Consider the following 22,256-nt stretch of genomic DNA (forward strand, 5'->3'; position numbering starts at 1 on the left):
GATCATGGCTCCGGCCCCGGTCCATTGACCCTGCGCATGGCCCTGCTCGCGCGCCTCCTCTCCCTCGGTGTCCTCCTCGCCCTCTGGCAAGGCGTCTCCGTCTACGCCGACACGCGGACCCTGCCGGCGCCGAGCGCGGTGCTGGCTTTCGTCCTGCGGGAGGCGGAGACCGGAAGCCTTCTCTTCAATGTCGGGGTCACGCTCGCCCGCGTGGCCGTCTCCTTCGTCATTGCCATGAGTCTCGGCGTGCTGCTCGGGATCGCGCTCGGCCGCTCGCGGCTGGCCGACCGGCTGCTCGATACGCCGCTCCTCGTCGTCCTCAACACGCCGGCCCTCGTCATCACGGTGCTGGCCTATGTCTGGCTCGGGCTCACCGAGACCGCGGCCATCGTCGCGGTGGCACTCAACAAGCTGCCCAATGTCGCGGTCATCATGCGCGAGGGCGCCCGCGGCCTCGATCCGGGCCTGGAGGAGATGGCGGCGACCTATCGCTTCGACCGGCGCACCTGGATCGCCCACGTGCTGCTGCCGCAGCTCCAGCCCTTCATGGTGGCGGCGGCGCGCTCCGGCATCTCGCTCGCCTGGAAGATCGTGCTGGTGGTCGAGCTGCTCGGGCGCCCGAACGGCGTCGGCTTTGCCATCAACTACTACTTCACCCTCTTCGACGTCACAGCGGTGATCGGCTACAGCCTCGTCTTCATGAGCGTGATGCTCGCCATCGACGCCCTTCTCCTCCAGCCCCTCGACGCCCATGTCCGCCGCTGGCGCTGAGGCGATGGGCGCGACCGGCGGCGGGCCCGCGCCGCTCCTGACGGTACGGGTGGATCGCAAGGTCTACCGTAAGGCCCGCACCGAGGCCGTGGAGGCGGTGCGCGGCCTCGCCTTCGAGCTTCATGCTGGCGAGATCACCTGCCTCATCGGTCCCTCCGGGGCAGGCAAGACCACCACCCTACGCATCCTGCTCGGCCTCGACCGCGACTTCGAGGGCAGCGTCAGCCCCGAGCCGTCCCAGGCCGGCATCGCCATGGTGTTTCAGGACCCGCGGCTGCTGCCCTGGCGCACCATCGAGCAGAATGTCCGGCTCGGCCTGCCCCGTGAGCGCCGGGCGCTCGGCCTCGACGATCTGTTCGAATCGCTCGGGCTCACGCCCTGGCGCGCCCATTATCCCGGCGCGCTGTCGCTCGGAATGCAGCGCCGGGTGGCGCTGGCGCGGGCGCTGGCGCTCGAGCCGCGCATCCTCGTTCTCGACGAGCCCTTCGTCTCGCTCGACGACGCGGCCGCCTCGTCCCTGCGCGGCCTGGTGGTCGCCGCGGTGGGCCGCTCCGGCACGAGCGTCTTGATGGTCACGCACAACGTCGCCGAGGCGATCGAGATCGCGGACCGGCTCCTGCTGGTCTCACCGCGGCCGGCCCACCTCCTGGCGAGCCTGCCTCTCGACCGACCGCGCCCGGAGCGGGACCGGGCCTGGGCCGATGAAACCCGTCGCGGCATGGCCGCCCGCTTCCCCGGCATCGTTGCATCCTAAGACTGGGGCCGAGGCGAAGACGCGTCGGCGATCCGACTCGTCCTGACCCTTGAGCCTCCGTGCGCTCCCAATGCCCTGGCTCTCCGCGACCGGGGCTGCTGTCTCTTAAGGATAAGCGGCACCGTCTGGTGCAAAATTTTCCCGGCTGCCGCTCCGGTCTCGGGCGGTCGAAACAGACCATCCGGACCGCTTTCGTCCGCGAACGATTTTGCGGTGCGGCATCGATCGCCGCGCAGGATGAGCGCCTCGACAGGAATTAAAGTGCTTTGTTCGCATGCCGAATGGGAAAAGATCGCTAGCCCATGCGCCGTGCGCATTCCGAGGGCTAATTCGGATCTATGTAATGTCAAAGCAAAGTTGAAGCCTGTGCGCTGCATATCAAATTTTGCACCGCAAAAAGCGCGCTTTGTCGAGAAAATTTCCTGATAAAGGCTGTGTCTGCTGCGACATTCGACGCGCGAAATCGAGTTGACGGCGCCGGAAATTTTCTTAGAGTTCGTTCAAGCTTCGGTTCGAGGGGACCGCTAAGGGATGCGGAACCAGCCGCGTAAGCTGCCGGGAAAACAGGATTATCCTGAATACCAAGTGGCCGTCGCGAGCTGCCGGAGCGAATACCATCCCTGTCGCAAACAGCAGGTCAATCCAGGGTGAGCAGCGGGCTGCTGTTCGTCGGCCGATAAGACCTGTCGGAGGAATCCATGAGAGCGGTACATGTTCTCGCCCTCGGTGCGGGTCTCGCTGCTGCGAGCCCGGCCCTGGCCAACGAAAGCGTCATGAAGGGCATCGCCAACCCGGCGGAGCAGGTTCTTCAGACCGTCGACTACGCCAACACCCGCTATTCCAAGCTCGACCAGATCAACGCCAACAACGTCAAGAACCTCCAGGTTGCCTGGACCTTCTCGACCGGCGTGCTGCGCGGCCACGAGGGCTCCCCGCTCGTCGTCGGCAACATCATGTACGTCCACACGCCCTTCCCGAACATCGTCTACGCGCTGGACCTCGACCAGGGCGCCAAGATCGTGTGGAAGTATGAGCCCAAGCAGGATCCGTCCGTGATCCCGGTGATGTGCTGCGACACGGTCAACCGTGGTCTGGCCTATGCCGACGGCGCCATCCTCCTGCACCAGGCCGACACCACGCTCGTGTCGCTCGACGCCAAGACCGGCAAGGTCAACTGGTCGGTCAAGAACGGCGACCCGTCCAAGGGTGAGACCAACACCGCCACCGTCCTCCCCGTGAAGGACAAGGTCATCGTCGGTATCTCCGGCGGCGAGTTCGGCGTGAACTGCCACGTCACCGCCTACGACCTGAAGTCGGGCAAGAAGGTGTGGCGCGGCCACTCCTCGGGCCCCGACGCCGACCTGATCATGGATCCCGAGAAGACGACCCACCTCGGCAAGCCGGTCGGCAAGGACTCCTCGCTGAAGACCTGGGAAGGCGATCAGTGGAAGACCGGCGGCGGCTGCACCTGGGGCTGGTTCTCCTACGATCCCAAGCTCGACCTCTTCTACTACGGCTCGGGCAACCCCTCGACCTGGAACCCGAAGCAGCGTCCGGGCGACAACAAGTGGTCCATGACGATCTGGGCGCGTAACCCGGACACCGGCATGACCAAGTGGGTCTACCAGATGACCCCGCACGACGAGTGGGACTACGACGGCATCAACGAGATGATCCTCACGGATCAGAAGATCGACGGCAAGGAGCGCCCGCTCCTGACGCACTTCGACCGTAACGGCTTCGGCTACACGCTCGATCGCGCCACCGGCGAACTGCTCGTCGCCGAGAAGTTCGACCCGGTCGTGAACTGGGCCACCAAGGTCGACATGGACAAGGGTTCCAAGACCTACGGCCGTCCGCTGGTCGTGTCGAAGTACTCGACCGAGCAGAACGGCGAGGACGTGAACTCGAAGGGCATCTGCCCGGCGGCGCTCGGCACCAAGGACCAGCAGCCGGCGGCCTACTCGCCGAAGACGCAGCTCTTCTACGTGCCGACCAACCACGTCTGCATGGACTACGAGCCGTTCCGGGTGACCTACACTCCGGGCCAGCCCTATGTCGGTGGGACGCTGTCGATGTACCCGGCTCCCGGCTCGCACGGCGGCATGGGCAACTTCATCGCCTGGGACAACATCCAGGGTAAGATCAAGTGGTCCAACCCCGAGCAGTTCTCGGCTTGGGGCGGCGCGCTCGCCACGGCCGGCGACGTGGTCTTCTACGGCACGCTGGAAGGCTACCTGAAGGCCGTCGACTCGAAGACGGGTAAGGAACTCTACAAGTTCAAGACCCCGTCGGGCATCATCGGCAACGTGATGACCTACGAGCACAAGGGCAAGCAGCACATCGCCGTGCTCTCGGGCGTCGGCGGCTGGGCTGGCATCGGCCTCGCGGCCGGCCTGACCGACCCGAACGCCGGCCTCGGCGCGGTGGGCGGCTACGCGGCCCTGTCGAGCTACACCAACCTCGGTGGCCAGCTCACGGTCTTCGCTCTGCCGAACAACTAAGTCGCTTGCGACACTGAGCCTAAGGATGCCGGCGCGGGAAATCGCGCCGGCATCTTTATGATTATATCATTATGCTGTAGGCCCTGCTTGGTAGCCGCACAGTTACGTTGCGGTGCAACATGATGGTCTCGGGAGAAACGTCGTTGTCTTCGATGAAAAGAACCGCTCTTCTTGGTCTCGTCGGTGCAGCCTTGCTCGGAGCGGTTCCGGCCGCCACCGTCGCCCTCGCCCAGGACGCCAAGTCCGACCTCGCCAACAAGCTCGATCCGAACGCCAAGGAGATCGATGAGCCGGTCCTCAAGGCCGCCGCGGCGGTGAAGGAAGAGGATGGCAAGTACCTCGACAAGGACGGGCACCCGACCTTCCACATCACCAACGATGGCAAGAAGGTCGATTGGTACACCTATTCCGGGTACCGCCGGTATCATGCCGAGTGCCACGTCTGCCACGGTCCGGACGGCATGGGCTCGACCTACGCCCCCGCTCTGAAGGATTCGCTGAAGCGCCTCTCCTACGAGGAGTTCTACGGCATCCTCGCCGGCGGCCGTCAGAACCACACGGCGGGCAACGAGAGCGTGATGCCGGCCTTCGGCGATAACAAGAACGTCATGTGCTACGCCAACGACCTCTACGTGTACCTGCGCGCCCGCGCTTCCGGTGCCTGGGGCCGCGCGCGTCCGGGCGAGAAGGAAGACAAGCCCGAGAGCGCCAAGACGGCCGAGAAGGAGTGCCTCGGCGGTTGATGACCCGCTCGAGCCCCCTCGTTTCGATCGCGGCCGCCGCGCTCCTGCTCTCGGCAGGGGCGCGGCCCGCCCATGCACAGCACCTTCCGGATCTGGTCACGCAGGATGTCCTGCGCGTCTGCAGCGACCCCGGCAACATGCCCTTCTCCGAGCGCAAGGGCGGCGGCTTCGAGAACAAGATCGCCCAGATCGTCGCCGACGAACTGAAGGTGAAGCTGCGCTACTACTGGCTGACCCAGGGGCCCGGCTTCGTCCGCAACACCCTCGGTAGCGGCCTGTGCGACCTGATCATCGGCACGTCGGGCGGGGAGATCGTTCAGGCGACCAATCCCTACTACCGATCCGCCTATGTCCTAGTCGCGCGCCGGGGTGAATTGCCTGATATCAAGAGCCTCGACGATCCCCGGCTGAAGGACCAGCAGATCGGCATCATTGCCGGCACGCCGCCTTCCAATCACCTGAGCGAACTGAAACTCGTCGGCGAGCGGATCCATGCCTACCCGCCCTACGCCTTCGGGGCCGAGCGCAAGCATCAGACGGTCGCGGCGGAGGTGATCGCCGATCTCGCCGAGAAGAAGCTCGATGTGGCGATCCTTTGGGGACCGGCCGCGGGCTGGCTGGCCAAGCAGAGCGGGGTGCCGATGGACGTCGTGCCGCTGCTCAACGAGCCGGGACGGCCGCCGCTGACCTTCCGCGTCTCGATGGGCGTGCGCCACAGCGAGAACGACTGGAAGCGCAGCCTCAACACCGTCCTGCGCAAGCGCAAGGCCGATATCGAGAAGGTCCTGCGAGAATACGACGTGCCGCTGCTGGCCGAGGAGGAGAACAAGCCTCTCGGTGCGGCGGAGGAGTGATCCGGCGTTCGGCACATGGCTTCGCTCGCGATGGCGGAGACTGGCAGGATCCGAGGCGATCAGCCGGAAACGCGATCAAGGCCCGAACCGCGGTTCGGGCCTTTCTTAGTGTCTCTCACAAAACGCCCGTTGCGCTGTCCTCGCCAGAGCGAGAACGGTCGGTGACCGGGAGTTATGTGAGGCACTCTTACTCGGCCCTCTCGATGCCCGTCCGGTCGAGCTTGGCCAGCGCCTGCGCCACCGTCTCGCCGCCGATGACGAGGTCTGGTGCGATCTCGGCGAGCGGCACCAGCACGAAGGCCCGCTCGCGCACGAAACGGTGCGGCAGAACCAAACGCTCGTCGGAGACCTGCGCGCCCTCATAGGCCAGCACGTCGATATCGATTACCCGCGGGCCCCAGCGCCGCTCGCGGACGCGCCCGAGCGCCGCCTCGATCGACAGGCAGACCTCCAGCAGCCCGTGCGGGGTCAGATCGGTGTCGATGGCGACCGCCGCGTTGAGGAACCAGTCCTGGTCGGTGTCGCCCCAGGGCGGGGTGCGGTAATCGGCCGAGCGCGCCGTGACCCGGATGCCAGGCGCCGCGGCGAGGCGCTCGACGGCCTGAGCCAGCATCGCTGCCTTGTCGCCGATATTGCTGCCGAGCCCGAGATAGGCGCGCGTCATCTTTCCTCCCGCGTCGGGCGGCCCCGCACGATCTCGATCGCCGCGTAGTCGAGCACGGCCGGAATCGGCGCGCTCGGCTTGTCGATCCGCACCGCGATCGTCTCGATCCGGGGGAAGCGCGCGAGGCAGCTCTCGGCGATCGCCTCGGCCAGGGCCTCGATCAGGGCGAAGCGCCGGTTCGTGGCGATGTCGAGGGCGATCTCGGCGAGATCGGCGTAGCTCACGGTGGCGGCGACATCGTCGCTGCGCCCGGCCGGCGCGAGGTCGAGGCGGCATTCGAGCGAGATGTAGAAGCGCTGGCCGAGCCGCTCCTCCTCCGGCAGCACGCCGTGGCGCGCGAAGACCGCGAGGCGGTGGACGAGGATGCGGTCAGCCATGAACGATCCCAGCCGCCGTCGTCGGACGCATCACGGCATCGAGCACCCGCAGCGCCTCGACATGCGGCGCCACGTCGTGAACGCGCACGATGTCGGCGCCGAGTGAGCCGGCGAGCACATGCGCGGCGAGCGACCCGACGAGGCGGTCGCGCGGGGCCGTCTCGCGGTCGTGCAGGCGCCCGAGCAGGCTCTTGCGCGAGACGCCGACGAGGAGGGGAAACCCCAGCGCCCGGATTTCGGGAAGGCGGCGCAGGGCTTCGAGATGCTGCTCCCAGCTCTTGCCGAAACCGATGCCGGGATCGAGCACGATGTCGCCGTCGGGAATGCCGGCGCGGCGGGCAATGTCCAGGGAGCGCTCGAAGAAGCGCAGCATGTCGGCGACGATGTCGAGCGCGCCGTCGATCGTCTCGCGATTGTGCATGACGATGACCGGTGCGCCGTGCTCAGCGGCGACGCGGGCGATGTCCGGCTCGCGCTGCAGGCCCCAGACATCGTTGACGAGGGTAGCGCCCGCCTTCAGAGCGGCCTCCGCGGTGGAGGCCTTATAGGTGTCGATCGAGATCGGAACGGAGAGGCCGGGCGCCACCGCCTCGATCACCGGCAGGACGCGGGCCTGCTCTTCCGCCGCCGACACCGGCGTGTGGCCGGGTCGGGTCGACTCGCCGCCGATATCGAGAATGTCGGCGCCGGCTTCCGTCAGTGCGGCAGCCTGGGCGCGCGCGGCTTCGACCCCCACGAAGCGGCCGCCGTCCGAGAACGAGTCCGGCGTGACGTTGAGGATGCCCATGACCAGCGTGCGCCGGCCGAGTTCGGGCAGCAGGGTCTGCAGGCGCGTCGGAGGAGGAGAGGAGGGCGGCATCGGGTGTCGTGACTCGTCGGGCCAAGCCTGCGGAACCAAGCCTTGCGGGCCTAGCCCCTCGCCTCCCGTTTAGCCAGAGACCTGAAGTGTTTTCGAGGGGGTCGCCGCGCGGCGGCTCAGGAGGCGCCGCGATAGCAGCGGATCTCCGCCTCGGCTTGGGCCCGGCGCAGGTCGGCGACCTTGTCGTCGAACATCTTGGTCGACTTGAAGGCCGTGGTGCGCTGGCCGATGCCCTGGCGCATGGAGAGGATAGTGCTCGCCTGCACGTACTTGTCGTAGGGCAGGATCGAGGCAAGCGCGTCGAGAGAGCAGGAGCACTTCTCCAGCGCCGCGCGGGTCTGGCCGTTGGCCGCCATGCAGCCGAACACGTAATCGGCCCGCGCGTCGGTCGGATAGTCGTTCTCGTCGGCGCGCGCGGGCGCGGCGAGGAGGACGGCCGCAAACGCTGCGGCCAGCGCGACCTCAGGAATCCTTCTGGTCATAATCGAGCCTCTCCTCAAGGAGTTCGCCGCCATCGGGCTTCAGGGTTCGCGCTTCGAGGGAGACGATCTCGCCCGGCACCTCCGGCGCGACCACGAAGGTATAGGTCGTGGCCTCGAATCCGCGCATCCGCTCGGTCAAGGGGTCGCCCTCGAAGGGTTTCATCACGACGCGCCAGCCCTCGACCTTGCGGCCCTTGAAATCGACCTGGACCGGCGTGACCGTCGCCTTCTCGCGCAGACCCTTGCGGATCGCGTTCTTGATGTAACGCGGGTTGGCCTCGAGCAGACCGGCGAGACCCTTCAGGTGGTTTTCCAGGAACAGGCTCAGCACGGGGTTGCCGGCCATGTCGATGAACGGACCCGCCGGAACGCGATAGCCGCCGGAGAACATCTGCACGCGGATATCGCGGCTCTCGGCGCTCTTGCCGGGCTCGACCGTGAGCTTGATCGCGTCGTTGAGCGGCGGACCGTAGGGCCCTTTCACGATTCCGCTGCGGCGCAGGTAATCGTAGGTCAGCGTGCTGCCGGGCGTGGTGTTCTTCATCTGCGGCTGCTCGAAGAGCAGGTCGCCGGCATTCGGCGCCGCACTCTGGGCAGCCTCCTGACTTGCCGGTCCGGTGTCGGAGGCCGCCCAGGCGAGGGGCGCGGTTGCGAGAAGCGTCGTCGAGAGAGCCGCCGCAACGGCAACTGGCAGCATCGTCCGTCTCAAAGGGGTGCCTTTTCGCTCAAGGGGTTTTGCACATTCGTCCCGATGCTGCGGTATATATAATCGGGCGGGTTCTCGGCAGCCTCTTCCTTGGCAAGATCCCGCATTTTCGCGTGAAGCGGCGAAAGGGAGCAGGCCGGATCGGTGTTGGCGGCATCGCCCGTGAGCGCCAGCGCCTGGCAACGGCAACCGCCCCAATCCTTCTCGCGCCGGTCGCAGGAGCGGCAGGGCTCCTTCATCCAACTCGTGCCGCGATAGGCGGCAAACGCCGGCGATTGCGTCCAGATGTCGCCGAGCGAGTGGTCGCCGACGTACCAGAATTCGAGGCCGGGGATGGTCTCGGCGGCATGGCAGGGCAGGACCTTGCCCTGCGGCGTCACGTTCATCAGCTTGCGGCCCCAGCCGCCGGCGCAGGCTTTGGGGTACTTGGCGTAGTAGTCCGGCACCACGAGATCGATGACGAGCTGACCCTTGAGGCGCTCGCGCGCCGCCTCGACGATGCGGATCGACGCATCGACCTGGGCCTTGTCCGGCATTAGGGCAGCGCGGTTGACGTAGGCCCAGCCGTAATACTGGGTGTGGGCCACCTCCAGCCGCTTGGCCCCGAGCTTGACCGCGAGATCGATGAAGCCCGGCACCTCGTGGATGTTGCCGCGGTGGATCACCGAGTTCAGCGTCAGCGGCAGGCCGAGTTCGGTGACGCGGGCGGCGAACTGCATCTTTTGGGGTTGCGCGTTTTTCAGGCCGCCGATCTTCTCGGCGTTCGCAGCATCGACGCCTTGAACGGACAATTGCACGTGGTCGAGGCCAGCGTCGTAGAGGGCGTCGAGCTTGGCGAGTGCGCCGCCGACGCCGGATGTGATCAGGTTCGAGTAGAGGCCGAGTTCGGCGCACTTGGCCGTGATCTCGACGATGTCCGGGCGCGCCGTCGGCTCGCCGCCGGACAGGTGGACGTGCAGCACGCCCAAGCCCGCCGCCTCCGTCAGCACCCGCAGCCACGTTGCCGTGTCGAGCTCGGCCGAGCGCCGGTCGAGCTCCAGCGGGTTCGAGCAGTAGGGGCAGCGCAGCGGGCAGCGGTGGGTCAACTCGGCGAGCAGACCCACAGGTGCCGGAATGACGTCCGCGGGGGAGGGGGCGGGGGTCGGTGCATTCATCGCTCCAGAACCCTTTTCTGTGCGAGACCGGCCAGCATCGGGAGGATGTCGGCCTCAATGACGGCCGGATCGGCATCGTAGGTTTGGCCCAGGATCTGGGCGATCTGCGAGACCGAGGTCTTGCCGTCGACGAGCTTGAGAACCGCGACGGCGTTGTCGTCGAGGTCGAAGGTGCGCTCGGGCGCGAGCAGCACGTGCTTGTTGCGGACTTCATCGAAGCGCAGGCGCACGCCGCGGGGCAGGCGCGGCACGTCGCTGCCCGAGAAGGCCGCGGGCTGGGCCGGCGTCGCGGCGGGGCTGGCCTCGGTGGAAGTATCCTCGGTCACGAGGCCCTCGCCCGGCTGCCATGCATCCGGCGGCACCATGCCGGGGGCGACATAGGCAAAGTAGAGCGCGTCGAGCTGCGTCCAGAGCACGTTGCACTTGAAGGTCAGCGCATCCATTGCCGCCCGCTGCATCTCGGGCGTCGTGGCGTGCCGCTTGACGTAGTCGAGGGCGAAATCGGCGTCGCGCGGTGCCTGGGTCAGGCGCTTGTCGAAATAGGCCAGCGTCTCCTTGGTGATGAAGTCGTAGTTCTTCAGCATCCCGGCGACGCGCTCGGAGATGATCGTCGGCGAGAACATCTCGGTGAGCGAGGAGGCGATGGCCTCCAAGAGCGTCCGCTCGGAGACGAAATGGACATAGGCATCGACCGAGAAGCGGGTCGCCGACAGGATGCCTTTGGTCGAGAGCACGTAGTCGCGTGAGAAGCCGACGCCCTCGGCGAGCTTGAGCCAGCGCTCGATGCCGCCGTCGCCCTCATGGTCGCCGTCGTGATCGACGATGCGCTGGCGCCAGATCCGGCGAAGCTGCGCGTCCGGCAGGCGGGCGAGCAGCGCCGCATCCTTCACCGGGATCATCGCCTGATAATAGTAGCGGTTGAGCGCCCAGGCCCGGACCTGATCCTTCGAGAGTTTGCCGTCGTGCAGCAGGCGGTGGAACGGGTGGAGGTTGTGATAGCGCCGCGCGCCGATGTCGCGGAGCGCCGCCTCAAGCTCCTCGTGGCTCAGCAGGCGCTGCTCGGATTCCGGGACGGGCGGCGGAAATTGAGCGGTCATGGCGTTCGGTCTCCCCAGGCTTCGAGCCGCATTTCGGGTGGTGCTCGTTCGAGCTTTTTAGATGGCGCCCCGCACCGGGAAGGGCAGGGCGACCGACGCGCGATTGGATCGTGCAAAATATATTCGGTCCGGCACTAAATTTCCAGGCCGGCCTTTCGCGCGTCTCGTGCTCGATCAGAGATCGAGGATCAGGCCGTCATGGGCGACGGTCCAGCCGCGCGCCTCGACGCTGGCGCGCTCGGGCGAGTCCTCGACCAGGATCGGGTTGGTGTTGTTGATGTGGATCAAAACCCGCCGGCCGATCTCGACATCGGCGAAGGAGGCGATCGAGCCGGTCTCGCCGTTGATCTGGATATGGCCCATGCGCCAGCCGGTCTTGGTGCCGACGCCGGCCCGGATCATATCGTCGTCCTCCAGCACCGTGCCGTCGAAGAGGAGCGCGTCGGCGCCCGCGACGCGGGCTTTCAGCTCCTCCGTCACGCGGGCGCAGCCGGGGATGTAGGCGAGGCGCTTGCCCCCCGCCTCGATCATCGTACCGACGGTGGTTTCGGTCTCGGCCCCGATCTGCATCGAGGCGTCCTCCAGCCAGAGCGGCACCTTGCCGGGCACGGAGAACAGCGTCACCGAGAGTCCGGGCACCGGCTCGAAGGTCTGGTTGAGGGAAATCGTCTGCCGCTTCACCACATCGGCGGCCATCACGTCGAAGACGCGGTTGTCGGAGACCGAAGCCAGGATGCCGGGCGTGGCGTAGAGCGTGAAGGGCTGGCCCTCGCGCAAGGTCAGCAGGCCCGCGACGTGATCGACGTCGCCATTGGTCAGCAGCACCGCGTGGATCGGCGAGTGGCGCAGACCCTCCCGCGGATGCATCGGTGGGTTGGCCTGGATCTGCTGGCGGATGTCGGGGGAGGCGTTCAGCAGAAGCCAGCGTTCCCCGTCCGGAGAGACCGCGATGCTCGACTGCGTGCGTGGTTTGACTCTGGGATCACCGGCCCAGGCCAGGGAGCAGATGGAGCAGCGGCAGTTCCACTGAGGAACGCCGCCGCCCGCCGCCGAGCCGAGGATCACGACATGCATGGTGAGAACCCGCTGATGCCCGCAACCCTAACCCGGCTCAAATCACCTTAGTTGAAGGTGTCGATCTCGGCCGACTCGTAGCTCGTGACTTCCATGCCGACGCAGATCTCGGAAACGATGGGGGCGGCCCACTTCATGGTGTTTCTCCTCGACTTTATGGAACGCCCGAATCCTCGACCCAACTTGCTTAAGAGGATCGTAAGATACTGGCGACGCACTCGTTTTCGCACGCAGGAGGTATATCGCCAATTCCGGCTCCGCCTGCAAGAGCCGGCTTGCCGTTTCTTCCCATGTTCGCACCGGGACGGTCCCAACTTCCCGTGAAACACAGGTTAGACTTTGGTGGGGGGAACGAAATGCCGCGGGGCCTCAGTGGCGGAAATCCTGGCCGCGCAGGTCGAGCATGAAGCCCTTGCCGCGCACGGTGACGATGACCGGGCCGCCCAGCCGCACGAAATCCGAGAGCTTCGAGCGCAGGTAACCGACATAGACATCGACCACGTTGAGGGAGAGGCCGCCCTGGCCGGCCCAGAGGCGGTCGAAGATCTCGCCGCGCGAGATCGGCCGGTTGACCTCCTGCATAAGGAGGGCGAGTAGTTCCGCCTCCCGCGGGGTGAGACGGGCCGAAGCCTCGCCGAAGCTGACTTGGCGGATGTTGACGTCGAGCGTGAGGCGGCCGGCGGTGAAGACGGTGCGCGGCGTGTCGGCCTCGCGGCGCCGCAGCAGGTGGACCTGGAGCCGGGCCAACAGCTCGTCGAACACGAACGGCTTGACGATATAGTCGTCGGCGCCGAGCGCCAGGCCTTCGGCCCGGTCGCGCACCTCGTCGCGGGCGCTCAGGAAGAGGATCGCGCCGGGATAGCCGCCCTCGCGCAGGGAGCGGCAGACATCGTGGCCGGAGCCGTCCGGCAGTGTGATGTCGAGAACGACCGCCTCCGGGGCATCGTCGCGGGCGGCGCTGAGCGCGTCCTCGACCCGGCCGGCGACGCCGACGGAGAAGCCTTCCGCCTCCAAGCCGCGAGCGAGGATGCCGCGGATGTCGATGTCATCCTCAACGATCAATACGCGCGTCGTCATGCGGCGCCGATCCTCTCGTGTCCTGCCCCGTACGATTTTGGTGCGGCGCCCTCGTCGAGCGCGGGCAGGTCGATGACCACCCGGGCGCCGCCGCGTTCGGCTCTGCCGAGGCTGATCGCGCCATCATGGCGTTCAACGACCCATCGCGCCAGAGCTAAACCGATGCCGAATCCCGCTTCTCCCGATCGGGCCTCGCGGCGAAAGCGCTCGAACAAGCCCTCGCCCTGTTCGGGAAAACCGGGCCCATCGTCGTCGATGGTGATGAGCGCCCGGCTTCCCTGCGGACCCTCGCCCCCGTTCAGGGAGACGGTGACGCGGGTCAGGCCGTTGGCATGGCGCAGGGCATTGTCGATCAGGCTCTCGACAACCTGGCGGAGCCATTCCGGATCGGCGCTGATCTCGATATCGCGGTCGCCCGGCTCCAGCACCAGTCCGACCCGGCGGCGGGCGGCCTCCGAGCCGGCGCTGTCGATGGCGTCGGTCAGCACTTCGACGGCGCTGACGGCGCGCCGGTCGAGTTCGATCTGGCCGGATTCCGAGCGGGCGACGCGCAGGAGGTCCTCCACCCGGCGCTTGAGCCGCTGCGCGCGCTTGCGGATGGTGGCGAAGACCGGCCCGTGATCGACAGGCTTGCCGGCGGCGCGCTCGACCTTGCGCTGGGCGAGGTCGCACTCGCCCAGGATCACCGTGAGCGGGGTGCGCAACTCGTGGCTGACATCGGCGAAGAAGCGGCGCCGGGAGCGGTCCACCATCTCCAGCCGCGCATTGGCCGCACGCAGATCGGCGGTGCGGGCCTCCACCGTGTCCTCCAGGGCGGCCCGGTCGGCGGCGAGCCGACCCTCGCGGCGGGCGAGCCGGGCGGCCATGCGGTTGAAGTTCGCGACGAGCAGACCGAGCTCGTCGCGGGTCTCGACCGAGAGCCGGGTATCGAGCGCGCCGCTGCCGACGGCGCCGGCCGCCCGGCGGATCTCCTCGATCCGTGCCAGCGTCGGCCGCGTGACTGAACGATAGAGCACCCCGACGAAGGCCAGCGCCAGCGCCACCGCCGTGAGCGCAGCGATGGTCAGGCGGTTCGACAGGGTGGCAGCGGCCTCCGTCCCCGCATTCATGCTGCGCCGCTCGGCCTCGACCAGCAGCGAGAGCGGCGGTCCCGTCATCGCCCCGAAGGCGTTCAACGTCCCCTGCATCGCGGTCTTGCGCCGGTCGGGATCGCTCTCTCGCCGTACCAGGGTGACCTGCCGGTCGAGCATGGCGCGGGCCGCGCGCACATTGGCCAGCGGCCGGGTCCGCGCGACATACTGGATCCGGTCCTCGAGGTTGGTGCTCGTCGCCATGCCGTTGCCGAGGGCGTCGTCGACGCGGTTGAGCGCCTCATCGACCCGGTCGCGGGTCACCGACAAGGCCTCCGGCGGCGCGTCCGGGTTGCCGATGCTCTCGATGGCAGCGAAGCCGTACTGCGCCAGCCGCCCGGAGAGTTCGGCGAGAAGCTCCAGCCGGTGCTGGGCGGCGAGCGTGCGATCGATGACGTTCTCGGTCAGCCGGATCGACCACAGCACGCCGACCGCCGCCAGCAGGGCGATCAGCGCCATGCCGCCGAGCAGCAGGGCAAACCGGACTTTCAGCGAACGCATGGTCTCCCTCTCCGCCGCGGCGGCGGCGGGCGGACCATGTCACCGCCGGGGCAGGGTCTCAAGCCGGCTCGCATTGCCGGCTTGTCCCGCTCGCCTAAGAGTGCCTCACAAAACTCCCGGTCTCTGATCGTCTTCACTCTGGCAATGACGGCGCGGCGGGAGTTTTGTGAGAGACACTAAAGGTCGTTCGGCAGGCTGCCCTTGGGCGCGCAGCGCCAGCTCTTCACGTGGTAGCCGGGATGCTCCTCCTGCCACGCCGCCAGGGTGCTCTGCGAATTGCGCAGGCAGATGAAGGTGTTCGGGCTGTCGTAGGAGAGGTTGATCCGCTCCTCGTGGCACTTCGCCGGCTCGGCGATCAGGCAGACGGACAGGAGCAGGAACATGCGCGCGGCCTCGGGCAGGAGGAGGGCGCGGGCGGCACGACCGGATCGGTGCCCCACGCCTTTCGTGCGAGGCAAAGTGGGAGAATCCGGCAGGCCAGCAAGTCATTTTTCTGCGACTTGCCGGCGGCTTTCGGAAAAATCGTGCGGGATCAGGCCGTCACGAACAACTCGCCCTTGCCGAGCGTCGCGAGGTCGCCCGAGTAGCGCCGCAGCGTTCCGCCGAGCAGGCCGGCCTGCGCCGCGTCGAGGCGCTTGAGGCTCTGGGCCAACAGGCGGACGAAGACCAGATCCGGCGTGCCGGTCTCGACGAAGGTCGGCAGCAAAGCGCCGTGGCTGCCGGCGATCAGCGTGCCGCGGCGCATGCCGTAGCCCGGATGGTCGCCGAGCGCGCCGGAGACGACGATGGTGCCGGCGATCATCCGCGAGCCGGCGAAGGCCCCGGCCGATCCGGCCAGGATCAGGCCCCGCCGCATGCGGTCGCCGAGATGATCGCCCGCCGCGCCCTTGATGACGAGCGTCGCGCCGTCGAGCCCGGCCTTGGCAGCGTAGACCGCGCCGCCGGCGTGATCCCCGGCATCGCCTTCGATCGTGATCGTACCGCCGGTGGCACCGGTGGCGGCATAGGGGCCGGCCGAGCCCGTGACGGTCAGCGCGCCCGCCGCCATGGCCTCGCCGAGGCGCTGGCCGACATCGCCCTCGACGCGGATCGAGCCTTGCGAGAGCGCGGCACCCACCCGGTCGAGCCGGGACGAGCCGCCCTCGATCACGAGGCTGTCGGAGCCGTCGAGGCGGATCTCGAACGCGTCGCCGAGCGTCAGGCCGCGCCGGCTGGTGCCGATCGCGAGCCGGCCCGCTTCCGCCTCGGACAACCCGCTCAAGGCGAGCGGGGTGATGTTGAGGAGATCGACCCGCTCCGGCAGATCCCCGCGCAGTCTCAGCGTGCTCATCGTTGAGTCCTCATGCGGCGGGTTTCTCCAGCAGGTCGCGGAGGTGGTAGTGGTGCCGGCCGAGATTGCCGCCGTAATTGCCGGCGGTGACCGCGACCAGGCCGTACTTGGCGCCGATCTCGGTGGCGGCGTGGAGCGCCGCGCGCATCGACTCGGCGACGCCTTGCGAGGTTAGGGCGTCGATGACGATTTCGAGCACCACGCCGCATTCGGGCGGCAGCGCCGAGCCGGCTCGGCCCTTCAGGGTCGGACAATAGGCGTCGTTGGTGGAGGCCATCATGCCCTTGGTGCGTCCGCCGACCTTCGAGCCCGAGCGGACGATGCCGCCGGGGAAGGGCAGGATCGCGCCGGGGACCGCCTTGGCGGCCTCGACCGCGATCTCGGCGACGATGAGGGTGTCCGCGTGCTTGCGCCCGAGGAACAAGAGGTTGCCGCCGCCGACCGCGCCGTCGACGGCGCGGGTTGAATCCTCGCACAGAAACTCGCCGTCCATGACGGGGATGCGCCAGTAGCGGCGCATCTTGCCCTGCGCATCGGGCAGCCGCTTGGCGACGGCGAAACCGTCACCGAAATAGCGGATCGCCCCGCCGAGCTTGATCTTGTGCGGTCCCTCGACGCCGGCAAAGCAGGCGGTGCCGGGGCAGGTGAGGATGCACTGGCCGACGCGCTTGAGGAGTTGCTCCTTCAGCCCGTTCGGCTCGAAGCCGAACAGCAGGATGCGCACGCCGGGGCGCCCGTCCGGCGTCTCGTCGGGCGAGAGCTCGGCGTCGACGCCGGCCTCGGCGCCGCAGCCGATCACCGAGGTGGCGAAGCCCGTCATCACCGTGGCCGCGATCATCGCCCATTTCGGCGTGTCGTTGGTCACGATGATCGCGGTGCCCGCGACGTCGAAGGCTTCGGCGAAGGTGTCCTCGACCTTGATGCCGTTGAGGATGAGGTCGCTCATCGATTTCGTCCCATCACCCTCGCCCATCACGCCCGGCACGCCACGTCTTCGAACGTCCCGGTCTTCTCCGGGAAGGCGGCGTCCGGCACCGCGAAGGTGTCGAGCCCGGCGCCGAAGCGGTCCTGCAGGTAGGTCTCGGCGCGCTTCTCCATGCCGGCATCGGCCCCGACATCGAGTGAGAGCGTTTTTCCGGAGAACCACGCCACGACCTCGCCGTCCTCGACGATGGGCTGGCCGTCCTTCAGCACCAGCTTGGCGCGGGAGAACATCGCTGTGCGGTCCCGTTCGTCGCGGTAGATCGCGACGTCGGCCTTGGCGCCCTCGCGCAGATGGCCGCGGTCGGTCAGGCCGAGCAGCTTGGCCGGGCCCGAACGGGTGAGCTGGGCGATCTCGCTGAACGTGTACTCGCGCTCGATCTTGGGCAGGCCGGAGCGCTCGCCGACCACCGCCGGCAGCGTCGCGATTTCCTTCGCGCGCTCCTCGGCATCCATCAGCAGATGGATGATGCGCGGATACTCAGTGAAGACGCCGCCATTCGGGTGGTCGGTCGTCAGGATGGTGCGCTCGGGGTTCGAGGAGAGCAGCATCAGTTCCAGGCCGATCGCCCATTGCAGCGACGAGACCGGGCCGCGCGGCCGGTAGAGGAACGGCACCACGCCACCGCCCTCGGCATCGCCGGCCGTGAGCACCCACTTCTTCGGCTTGGCCCCTTTCCGGCCGCCGAACTGGCGCAGGATGTCGAGGGAGATCGTCACCGTCTGGCCGAACACCACCTGACCCACGTCGTAGGTCGCGTTGGGATGGGCCTCCATCGCCGCGTTGATCCGCTCGGCCGCCGAGCGGAAGCCGCCGGTCATCGGGTTCTCCGGATCAACCACGCCGTAGGCGTAGAACTGGGCGTGGGCGAAGTGGATGCGCCGGCCCTCCGCCGCCTCGAGCGTGGCGACGAGGGAGTCGTCGGCGCCGGGCAGGCCGAGATTGTTGCAGTGGACGTGCAGCGGGTGCGGCACGCCGATCTCCTCGACCGCGTCGAGCAGGGCCGACATGATCGTGCGGGTCGAGAGCCCGTAGCAGGGGATCTCGTCGTCGAGGCTGAGCTTCAAGACGCCGTCCTTGAAGGCCGAGGCGCCGCCCGCATTGATGCACTTGACGCCCAGACCCCGCGAATGGGCCAGCGTCTGCTGCACGAGATCGCGTACCGCGTTCTTGCCCTCGCCATCGCGCAGAAGTTGAAGCAGGTGGTCGTCGTTGCCGAGCACGGCCAGGCCGCCACGGTCGAGCAGCGGGATGTCGGCGAGTTCGAGATGGGTCGCGAGCGCGTTCGAGGGCGGCAGGGCCGGCTCGACCGCGGTGGTGTAGCCCATCCGCGCGTAATTGGCGCCGATCCAGCTGCCCGAGCCGCCGGCATGGGCGAAGGGATGGCCGTTGGGCGCGGATTCGCTGACGTAGAGGTCGGGCAGGAGCAGGCGGCTCATCACCACGTTGCCGCCGGCGATGTGCGAGTGGACCTCGACGCCGCCGGCCATCACCACGCAGCCCGTGGCATCGATGGTGCGGTCGGGCGCGCGCTCGGAGGGGGCGACGACGCGGCCATCCTCGATCCAGACGTCGCCGACGGCGTCGCGCCCGGCTGTCGGATCGACCACCCGTCCGCCGTGGATACGGGTCAGCATGAGACACCCTTCTCGATGAGGCGGTCGCGGATGCGGGCGAGCACGTCGGCGGCCGTTTGTGCTTCGGCAGCCGCTTTCGGCTCGGCATAGGCGATGACGCCGCGCCGCTCGTTCCAGAGCGCGCCGCCGACGCTGTGGCCGGGCACGCCCACGGTGATGACGATCTCTGCGGTTTCGCCCGCGGCTTCGGGCGAGCCCTCACCGACGATGGCGACGGTGGGCAGGCTGCCGAGCCAAGCCGGGCGCGGCGCGGGGAGCGAGGCGAGCCACAGGGCAGCGTCGGCCTCTCCCGACGCGATCTGGCGGGCGCTATCGAAGCGCCAGGGATCGTGCTCGGGCTGATGCCGGCCGAAGCCGACCCGGGGCGCCTGCCCCGTGGTCCAGGCGGAGAGCTGCACCGCGGCGCGGCCCTGGAACGGGTCGGCCAGCGTGAGCGCGAAGAAGCGGGTGGATTCGTTGAGGTCGCGGATCAGGCCCTGGAGCATCTCCACGCCGAGTTCACCGACCTCTTCAGCGTCGTAGATCACGACGCCGTACTGCGCGGAAAACAGGCGGCGGGCGAGGTCGGCGAAGGCCGCTTCCCCAGCGAGATGCCCCTTGGCGAAGGCGCGCAGGTGGCCCAGCGAGAGTGCGAGCCCGCCCGCGTCGGAGGCGTAGGCGACGTGACGGATCGCACCGTTCTGCGGACCGCCCAGCGACAGCAGAGCGCGCTCGGCGCCCGCCGCCCGTCCGCGGCTCGGGGCCGCGGCGGCGATCTCGCCGATCAATTCGCCGTCCCAGGGGCGGTTGCCGAGGATCAGCACGACGTCCGCTCGGCCGATGGTCTCGGCGCGAGTCGTGGTCATGACGCCGCCCGCGCTCAGCGCGCCGAGTTCGGCGTAAACGCTAGGGCCGGAGACGGGATCGAGCGAGGCGCCCAGCGTCTCGGCCAGCCGGTAGGCGGCGCGTAGCGCCGAGACTTCGGCGCTCAGACCCGCCAGCACCGGCACGCGCGACGCGGCCAGCAGGTCGGCCGCGGCTTCGACCGCCGCGTCCACATCCGCCGCGCCTCCCTTCACCCAGGCTGCCATGCTTCCTCACCGTCGTTTCTTCGGGCATCCCCGCATCGAGGCGGGGCGAAAGACGGTCATGTCCGAAGGGCGCCCTGGGCGCCCCTGGTGGAGACTCGATGCCCTCGAATTCCCGGCTCGGGTTCAAGGACAGGGGCTCGGACCGGCTCCGCGAGTGGGAGCGGGCTGGTTTTGCCTTCCTGAGCCGGAGCCTGCAAGCCCCCGGCGAAGTTTGCATCGGAGATTTCCTGCATCGACCCGCACCGGGTCAGCGATGATCCGGCGCCTTAACGGGGCTGTCCGCGTCTTCGAGAATGTATTGAGCGAGGTTGCCTCGGGCGAGGTTGTCGGCGCCGCCGCAGCGTGGGAGAAGCCGCCCGCATCGCCGGGCGCGTGTGTGCGGGCCGCGCCGGCAGCTTTAGCGGGAGGGAATGAGAGCGTGGCCGAGGTCCCGGACCAGACGGGTGAGATCCTGAGCGCGCCGCGCTCCGCCGGCCCTGCCGTGAATGCCGTGCGGGTCCGCGCCCCCGCGCGCCTCCATTTCGGCTTCCTCGACCTCAATGGCGGCCTCGGGCGCCGCTTCGGCAGCATTGGTCTCGCCCTCGACGCGCCGGCCGTGCAGCTCGTGGCCCGCCCGGCCAAGCGCGTCTCCGCGACCGGTCCGGAGGCCGAGCGGGTGCGCGCCAACCTGCTCGCGGCAGCCTCCTATCTCGAGGTGCCGGAGACCGTCGCGGTCGAGGTCGAGGAAGCCATTCCCGCCCATGCCGGCTTCGGCTCGGGCACGCAGGTCGCGCTCGCGGTCGCCGCCGCGGTGGCGCGCCTCAACGGACGCCCCTTCCAGCCTGCCGACTTCGCCGACGTGCTCGACCGTGGCAACCGCTCCGGCGTCGGGCTCGCCGCCTTCACCGAGGGCGGCCTGATCGTCGATGGCGGGCGCGACGGGTCCGGTGCGCCGCCGCCGGTCATTGCTCGGCTGCCCTATCCGGAAAACTGGCGGGTCGTGCTGATCCTCGATGAAGCCATGACCGGTGTGCATGGCTCCCGTGAGACGGAAGCGTTCCGCGATCTGCCGCCGTTCGATCCGGCCCAGGCTGCGGAAATCTGCCGGATCGTGCTGATGCAGGTTCTGCCGGCTGCCGCGACCGCCGAGCCCGACGGCTTCGGTGCCGGCATCACGCAGATCCAGAAGCGGATCGGCGACCATTTCGCGCCTCACCAGGGCGGTCGCTTCGCCAGCCCCGCGGTGGCCGAGGCGCTCGCCGCCGTGGCGGCAGCCGGGGTGCCCGGCTACGGCCAGAGTTCCTGGGGTCCGACCGGCTTCGCGCTGATGCCCTCGCAGCGGGAGGCCGAGGCGCTAGTCGCGGGGCTGGCGCGGCCCGGCCGTCTCCGCTTCCTCATCGCGCGCGGGCGAAACGTCGGCGCCTCGGTTTCCGAAGTTTAGAGCTTTTTCTTTTCCGCGCTTCAAAGAAACCTGCGCTTGACCAGCGCCGGTCGTTCCGGTTTTGCACCTGAAGCGCCTCGCAAAGGCGCGGTCACGAGAGGACGAACACCATGGCCCGCTCGATCCTGCACATGCTGACGCCGCTCAAGCACATGAGCCCGTTCGACGTGAACATGGCGATCGATGCCGGTTTCGAGACGCTGATCCCCTATACGGGCGTCGATCTCACCGATGTCGTCTCGCTGACCCAGGACTCGATCTTCTCCCGCGCGCCGCAGGACGGCGTGCGCACCGGCATCTTCATCGGCGGCAAGAACGCGGAACTCGCCCTCGACATGGTGGACCGGGCGAAGAAGGCCTTCGTGCCCCCCTTCGTCAACCATGTCTTCGCCGACCCGGCCGGCTCGTTCACCACCGGCGCAGCAATGGTCGCCGAGGTGAACCGGGCGCTCAAGGCGAAGTTCTCGACCGATCTCAAGGGCAAGCGCATCGTCATCTTCGGTGGTGCCGGTGTGGTCGCCTACGTCGCGGCTGTGATCGGCGCGCTGGAAGGCGCGCAGACCGTGCTCGTCGGCCATGACGGCGAGGAGCGCGTCTCGAAGATCGCCTTCACCATGAAGTGGCGCTTCGGCATCGAGGTCGGCGCCGTCGACGGCACGGCGCCCGAGGCGCGGCGCGCGGCCATCACGGATGCCGACGTCATCCTCTCGGCCGGCCCCGCCGGCGTTTCGATCCTGACGGCGGAGGATCTCGAATCCGCGCCCAAGCTCCTGGTGGCCTCCGATGTCAACGCGGTGCCGCCCGCCGGCATCGCCGGCATCGACGTCAATGCCGTCGACGTGCCCCTGCCGGTCGGCAAGGGGGTCGGCATCGGCGCGCTCGCGGTGGGCAACGTCAAGTACCAGACCCAGTGCCGCCTGTTCCGCAAGATGCTCGAGGCGCAGGAGCCGCTCTGCCTCGATTTCCGTGACGCCTACAAGCTCGCCGTCGAGATCGCCGGCTGAGCGCGGCCCTGATCCCGTCGCCGACCCCATCGCGTCCTCGTGATAGCGGCGCAATCCTGATCGCCG

Annotated in this window: 23 protein-coding genes; 7 read left to right on the forward strand and 16 right to left on the reverse strand. The window is 68.2% G+C overall.

Features of this window, described 5'->3' with window-relative positions; translation table 11 throughout:
• Positions 1 to 36: 36 nt before the first annotated feature.
• The 5 genes from LPC10_RS09495 (at position 37) to xoxJ (ending at position 5,626) form a co-directional block, all read left to right on the forward strand.
• A complete protein-coding gene (locus LPC10_RS09495; protein WP_231346455.1) occupies positions 37 to 771 on the forward strand; it encodes an ABC transporter permease in 735 nt (244 codons plus the stop codon).
• Entirely contained in the window at positions 752 to 1,525 is a 774-nt protein-coding gene (locus LPC10_RS09500; RefSeq protein ID WP_231346456.1) for an ABC transporter ATP-binding protein, read from the forward strand. Before LPC10_RS09495 ends, LPC10_RS09500 begins: the two co-directional genes overlap by 20 nt.
• A gap of 698 nt (positions 1,526 to 2,223) precedes the next feature.
• Entirely contained in the window at positions 2,224 to 4,029 is a 1,806-nt protein-coding gene (gene xoxF1 / locus LPC10_RS09505; protein WP_231346457.1) for a lanthanide-dependent methanol dehydrogenase XoxF1, read from the forward strand.
• 191 nt (positions 4,030 to 4,220) lie between these two features.
• Entirely contained in the window at positions 4,221 to 4,772 is a 552-nt protein-coding gene (gene xoxG / locus LPC10_RS09510; RefSeq protein WP_231347009.1) for a methanol metabolism c-type cytochrome XoxG, read from the forward strand.
• Entirely contained in the window at positions 4,772 to 5,626 is an 855-nt protein-coding gene (gene xoxJ / locus LPC10_RS09515; protein ID WP_231346458.1) for a rare earth element methanol dehydrogenase accessory protein XoxJ, read from the forward strand. The genes xoxG and xoxJ overlap by 1 nt, the downstream gene beginning before the upstream one ends.
• A gap of 187 nt (positions 5,627 to 5,813) precedes the next feature.
• On the opposite strand, the gene folK is transcribed toward xoxJ, so the two are convergent.
• The 16 genes from folK to LPC10_RS09595 all read right to left on the reverse strand — a co-directional run bounded on the left by folK (position 5,814) and on the right by LPC10_RS09595 (position 19,766).
• A complete protein-coding gene (gene folK / locus LPC10_RS09520; protein ID WP_231346459.1) occupies positions 5,814 to 6,290 on the reverse strand; it encodes a 2-amino-4-hydroxy-6-hydroxymethyldihydropteridine diphosphokinase in 477 nt (158 codons plus the stop codon).
• Positions 6,287 to 6,667 (reverse strand): dihydroneopterin aldolase, encoded by a 381-nt coding sequence (folB, locus tag LPC10_RS09525; protein ID WP_231346460.1) that lies wholly within the window; start codon positions 6,665 to 6,667, stop codon positions 6,287 to 6,289. The genes folK and folB overlap by 4 nt, the downstream gene beginning before the upstream one ends.
• Positions 6,660 to 7,526, reverse strand: a complete 867-nt coding sequence (folP, locus tag LPC10_RS09530) for a dihydropteroate synthase (RefSeq protein WP_231346461.1) — start codon at positions 7,524 to 7,526, stop codon at positions 6,660 to 6,662. Before folP ends, folB begins: the two co-directional genes overlap by 8 nt.
• A gap of 116 nt (positions 7,527 to 7,642) precedes the next feature.
• Positions 7,643 to 8,008, reverse strand: a complete 366-nt coding sequence (locus LPC10_RS09535) for a hypothetical protein (RefSeq protein WP_108939816.1) — start codon at positions 8,006 to 8,008, stop codon at positions 7,643 to 7,645.
• On the reverse strand, positions 7,989 to 8,717 hold the full coding sequence (locus tag LPC10_RS09540) for a hypothetical protein (RefSeq protein ID WP_231346462.1): 729 nt from the start codon (positions 8,715 to 8,717) through the stop codon (positions 7,989 to 7,991). Before LPC10_RS09540 ends, LPC10_RS09535 begins: the two co-directional genes overlap by 20 nt.
• Entirely contained in the window at positions 8,714 to 9,868 is a 1,155-nt protein-coding gene (gene pqqE, locus LPC10_RS09545) for a pyrroloquinoline quinone biosynthesis protein PqqE (protein WP_231346463.1), read from the reverse strand. Before pqqE ends, LPC10_RS09540 begins: the two co-directional genes overlap by 4 nt.
• On the reverse strand, positions 9,865 to 10,965 hold the full coding sequence (gene pqqC, locus LPC10_RS09550; RefSeq protein ID WP_231346464.1) for a pyrroloquinoline-quinone synthase PqqC: 1,101 nt from the start codon (positions 10,963 to 10,965) through the stop codon (positions 9,865 to 9,867). Before pqqC ends, pqqE begins: the two co-directional genes overlap by 4 nt.
• A 174-nt stretch (positions 10,966 to 11,139) precedes the next feature.
• Positions 11,140 to 12,039 (reverse strand): pyrroloquinoline quinone biosynthesis protein PqqB, encoded by a 900-nt coding sequence (pqqB, locus tag LPC10_RS09555; protein WP_231346465.1) that lies wholly within the window; start codon positions 12,037 to 12,039, stop codon positions 11,140 to 11,142.
• Positions 12,040 to 12,086: 47 nt separating this feature from the next.
• Complete coding sequence (gene pqqA, locus LPC10_RS09560) at positions 12,087 to 12,176, reverse strand: pyrroloquinoline quinone precursor peptide PqqA (protein ID WP_012317526.1); 90 nt, start codon at positions 12,174 to 12,176, stop codon at positions 12,087 to 12,089.
• A gap of 232 nt (positions 12,177 to 12,408) precedes the next feature.
• Positions 12,409 to 13,116 carry a response regulator transcription factor gene (locus tag LPC10_RS09565; protein ID WP_017485235.1) on the reverse strand — a complete coding sequence of 236 codons (708 nt, stop codon included), beginning with the start codon at positions 13,114 to 13,116 and terminating at the stop codon, positions 12,409 to 12,411.
• Positions 13,113 to 14,747, reverse strand: coding sequence for a HAMP domain-containing sensor histidine kinase (locus tag LPC10_RS09570; protein ID WP_231346466.1), 1,635 nt, complete (start codon positions 14,745 to 14,747; stop codon positions 13,113 to 13,115). Before LPC10_RS09570 ends, LPC10_RS09565 begins: the two co-directional genes overlap by 4 nt.
• 176 nt (positions 14,748 to 14,923) lie before the next feature.
• The gene (locus tag LPC10_RS09575) at positions 14,924 to 15,187 is read right to left on the reverse strand and encodes a hypothetical protein (protein ID WP_231346467.1); all 264 of its coding nucleotides are present in this window, start codon (positions 15,185 to 15,187) and stop codon (positions 14,924 to 14,926) included.
• A gap of 92 nt (positions 15,188 to 15,279) precedes the next feature.
• On the reverse strand, positions 15,280 to 16,077 hold the full coding sequence (locus LPC10_RS09580) for a formylmethanofuran dehydrogenase subunit C (RefSeq protein WP_231346468.1): 798 nt from the start codon (positions 16,075 to 16,077) through the stop codon (positions 15,280 to 15,282).
• 10 nt (positions 16,078 to 16,087) lie between these two features.
• Entirely contained in the window at positions 16,088 to 17,023 is a 936-nt protein-coding gene (gene fhcD, locus LPC10_RS09585; protein WP_108942883.1) for a formylmethanofuran--tetrahydromethanopterin N-formyltransferase, read from the reverse strand.
• 26 nt (positions 17,024 to 17,049) lie between these two features.
• Positions 17,050 to 18,696, reverse strand: a complete 1,647-nt coding sequence (locus tag LPC10_RS09590; protein WP_231346469.1) for a formylmethanofuran dehydrogenase subunit A — start codon at positions 18,694 to 18,696, stop codon at positions 17,050 to 17,052.
• A complete protein-coding gene (locus LPC10_RS09595; RefSeq protein ID WP_231346470.1) occupies positions 18,690 to 19,766 on the reverse strand; it encodes a formyltransferase in 1,077 nt (358 codons plus the stop codon). Before LPC10_RS09595 ends, LPC10_RS09590 begins: the two co-directional genes overlap by 7 nt.
• 418 nt (positions 19,767 to 20,184) lie before the next feature.
• Between LPC10_RS09595 and LPC10_RS09600 the strand changes: the two genes are divergently transcribed.
• Together LPC10_RS09600 and mtdB are read left to right on the forward strand one after the other, a co-directional pair.
• Positions 20,185 to 21,186: a beta-ribofuranosylaminobenzene 5'-phosphate synthase family protein gene (locus tag LPC10_RS09600; RefSeq protein ID WP_231346471.1), complete on the forward strand. Its 1,002-nt coding sequence runs from the start codon at positions 20,185 to 20,187 to the stop codon at positions 21,184 to 21,186.
• 110 nt (positions 21,187 to 21,296) lie between these two features.
• Entirely contained in the window at positions 21,297 to 22,190 is an 894-nt protein-coding gene (gene mtdB / locus LPC10_RS09605) for an NADP-dependent methylenetetrahydromethanopterin/methylenetetrahydrofolate dehydrogenase (protein WP_231346472.1), read from the forward strand.
• The last annotated feature ends 66 nt before the right edge of the window (positions 22,191 to 22,256 follow it).

It is taken from the genome of Methylorubrum sp. B1-46, from assembly GCF_021117295.1.
GTDB lineage: Bacteria > Pseudomonadota > Alphaproteobacteria > Rhizobiales > Beijerinckiaceae > Methylobacterium.

Bases quoted from the DNA above. Each gene is read 5' to 3' on its own strand.
- LPC10_RS09495 (WP_231346455.1), top strand. From the start codon at position 37: ATGGCCCTGCTCGCGCGCCTCCTCTCCCTCGGTGTCCTCCTCGCCCTC.
- LPC10_RS09500 (WP_231346456.1), top strand. From the start codon at position 752: ATGTCCGCCGCTGGCGCTGAGGCGATGGGCGCGACCGGCGGCGGGCCC.
- xoxF1 (WP_231346457.1), top strand. From the start codon at position 2,224: ATGAGAGCGGTACATGTTCTCGCCCTCGGTGCGGGTCTCGCTGCTGCG.
- xoxJ (WP_231346458.1), top strand. From the start codon at position 4,772: ATGACCCGCTCGAGCCCCCTCGTTTCGATCGCGGCCGCCGCGCTCCTG.
- folK (WP_231346459.1), bottom strand. From the start codon at position 6,290: ATGACGCGCGCCTATCTCGGGCTCGGCAGCAATATCGGCGACAAGGCA.
- folB (WP_231346460.1), bottom strand. From the start codon at position 6,667: ATGGCTGACCGCATCCTCGTCCACCGCCTCGCGGTCTTCGCGCGCCAC.
- folP (WP_231346461.1), bottom strand. From the start codon at position 7,526: ATGCCGCCCTCCTCTCCTCCTCCGACGCGCCTGCAGACCCTGCTGCCC.
- LPC10_RS09535 (WP_108939816.1), bottom strand. From the start codon at position 8,008: ATGACCAGAAGGATTCCTGAGGTCGCGCTGGCCGCAGCGTTTGCGGCC.
- pqqE (WP_231346463.1), bottom strand. From the start codon at position 9,868: ATGAATGCACCGACCCCCGCCCCCTCCCCCGCGGACGTCATTCCGGCA.
- pqqC (WP_231346464.1), bottom strand. From the start codon at position 10,965: ATGACCGCTCAATTTCCGCCGCCCGTCCCGGAATCCGAGCAGCGCCTG.
- pqqB (WP_231346465.1), bottom strand. From the start codon at position 12,039: ATGCATGTCGTGATCCTCGGCTCGGCGGCGGGCGGCGGCGTTCCTCAG.
- pqqA (WP_012317526.1), bottom strand. From the start codon at position 12,176: ATGAAGTGGGCCGCCCCCATCGTTTCCGAGATCTGCGTCGGCATGGAA.
- LPC10_RS09565 (WP_017485235.1), bottom strand. From the start codon at position 13,116: ATGACGACGCGCGTATTGATCGTTGAGGATGACATCGACATCCGCGGC.
- LPC10_RS09570 (WP_231346466.1), bottom strand. From the start codon at position 14,747: ATGCGTTCGCTGAAAGTCCGGTTTGCCCTGCTGCTCGGCGGCATGGCG.
- LPC10_RS09580 (WP_231346468.1), bottom strand. From the start codon at position 16,077: ATGAGCACGCTGAGACTGCGCGGGGATCTGCCGGAGCGGGTCGATCTC.
- fhcD (WP_108942883.1), bottom strand. From the start codon at position 17,023: ATGAGCGACCTCATCCTCAACGGCATCAAGGTCGAGGACACCTTCGCC.
- LPC10_RS09590 (WP_231346469.1), bottom strand. From the start codon at position 18,696: ATGCTGACCCGTATCCACGGCGGACGGGTGGTCGATCCGACAGCCGGG.
- LPC10_RS09595 (WP_231346470.1), bottom strand. From the start codon at position 19,766: ATGGCAGCCTGGGTGAAGGGAGGCGCGGCGGATGTGGACGCGGCGGTC.
- mtdB (WP_231346472.1), top strand. From the start codon at position 21,297: ATGGCCCGCTCGATCCTGCACATGCTGACGCCGCTCAAGCACATGAGC.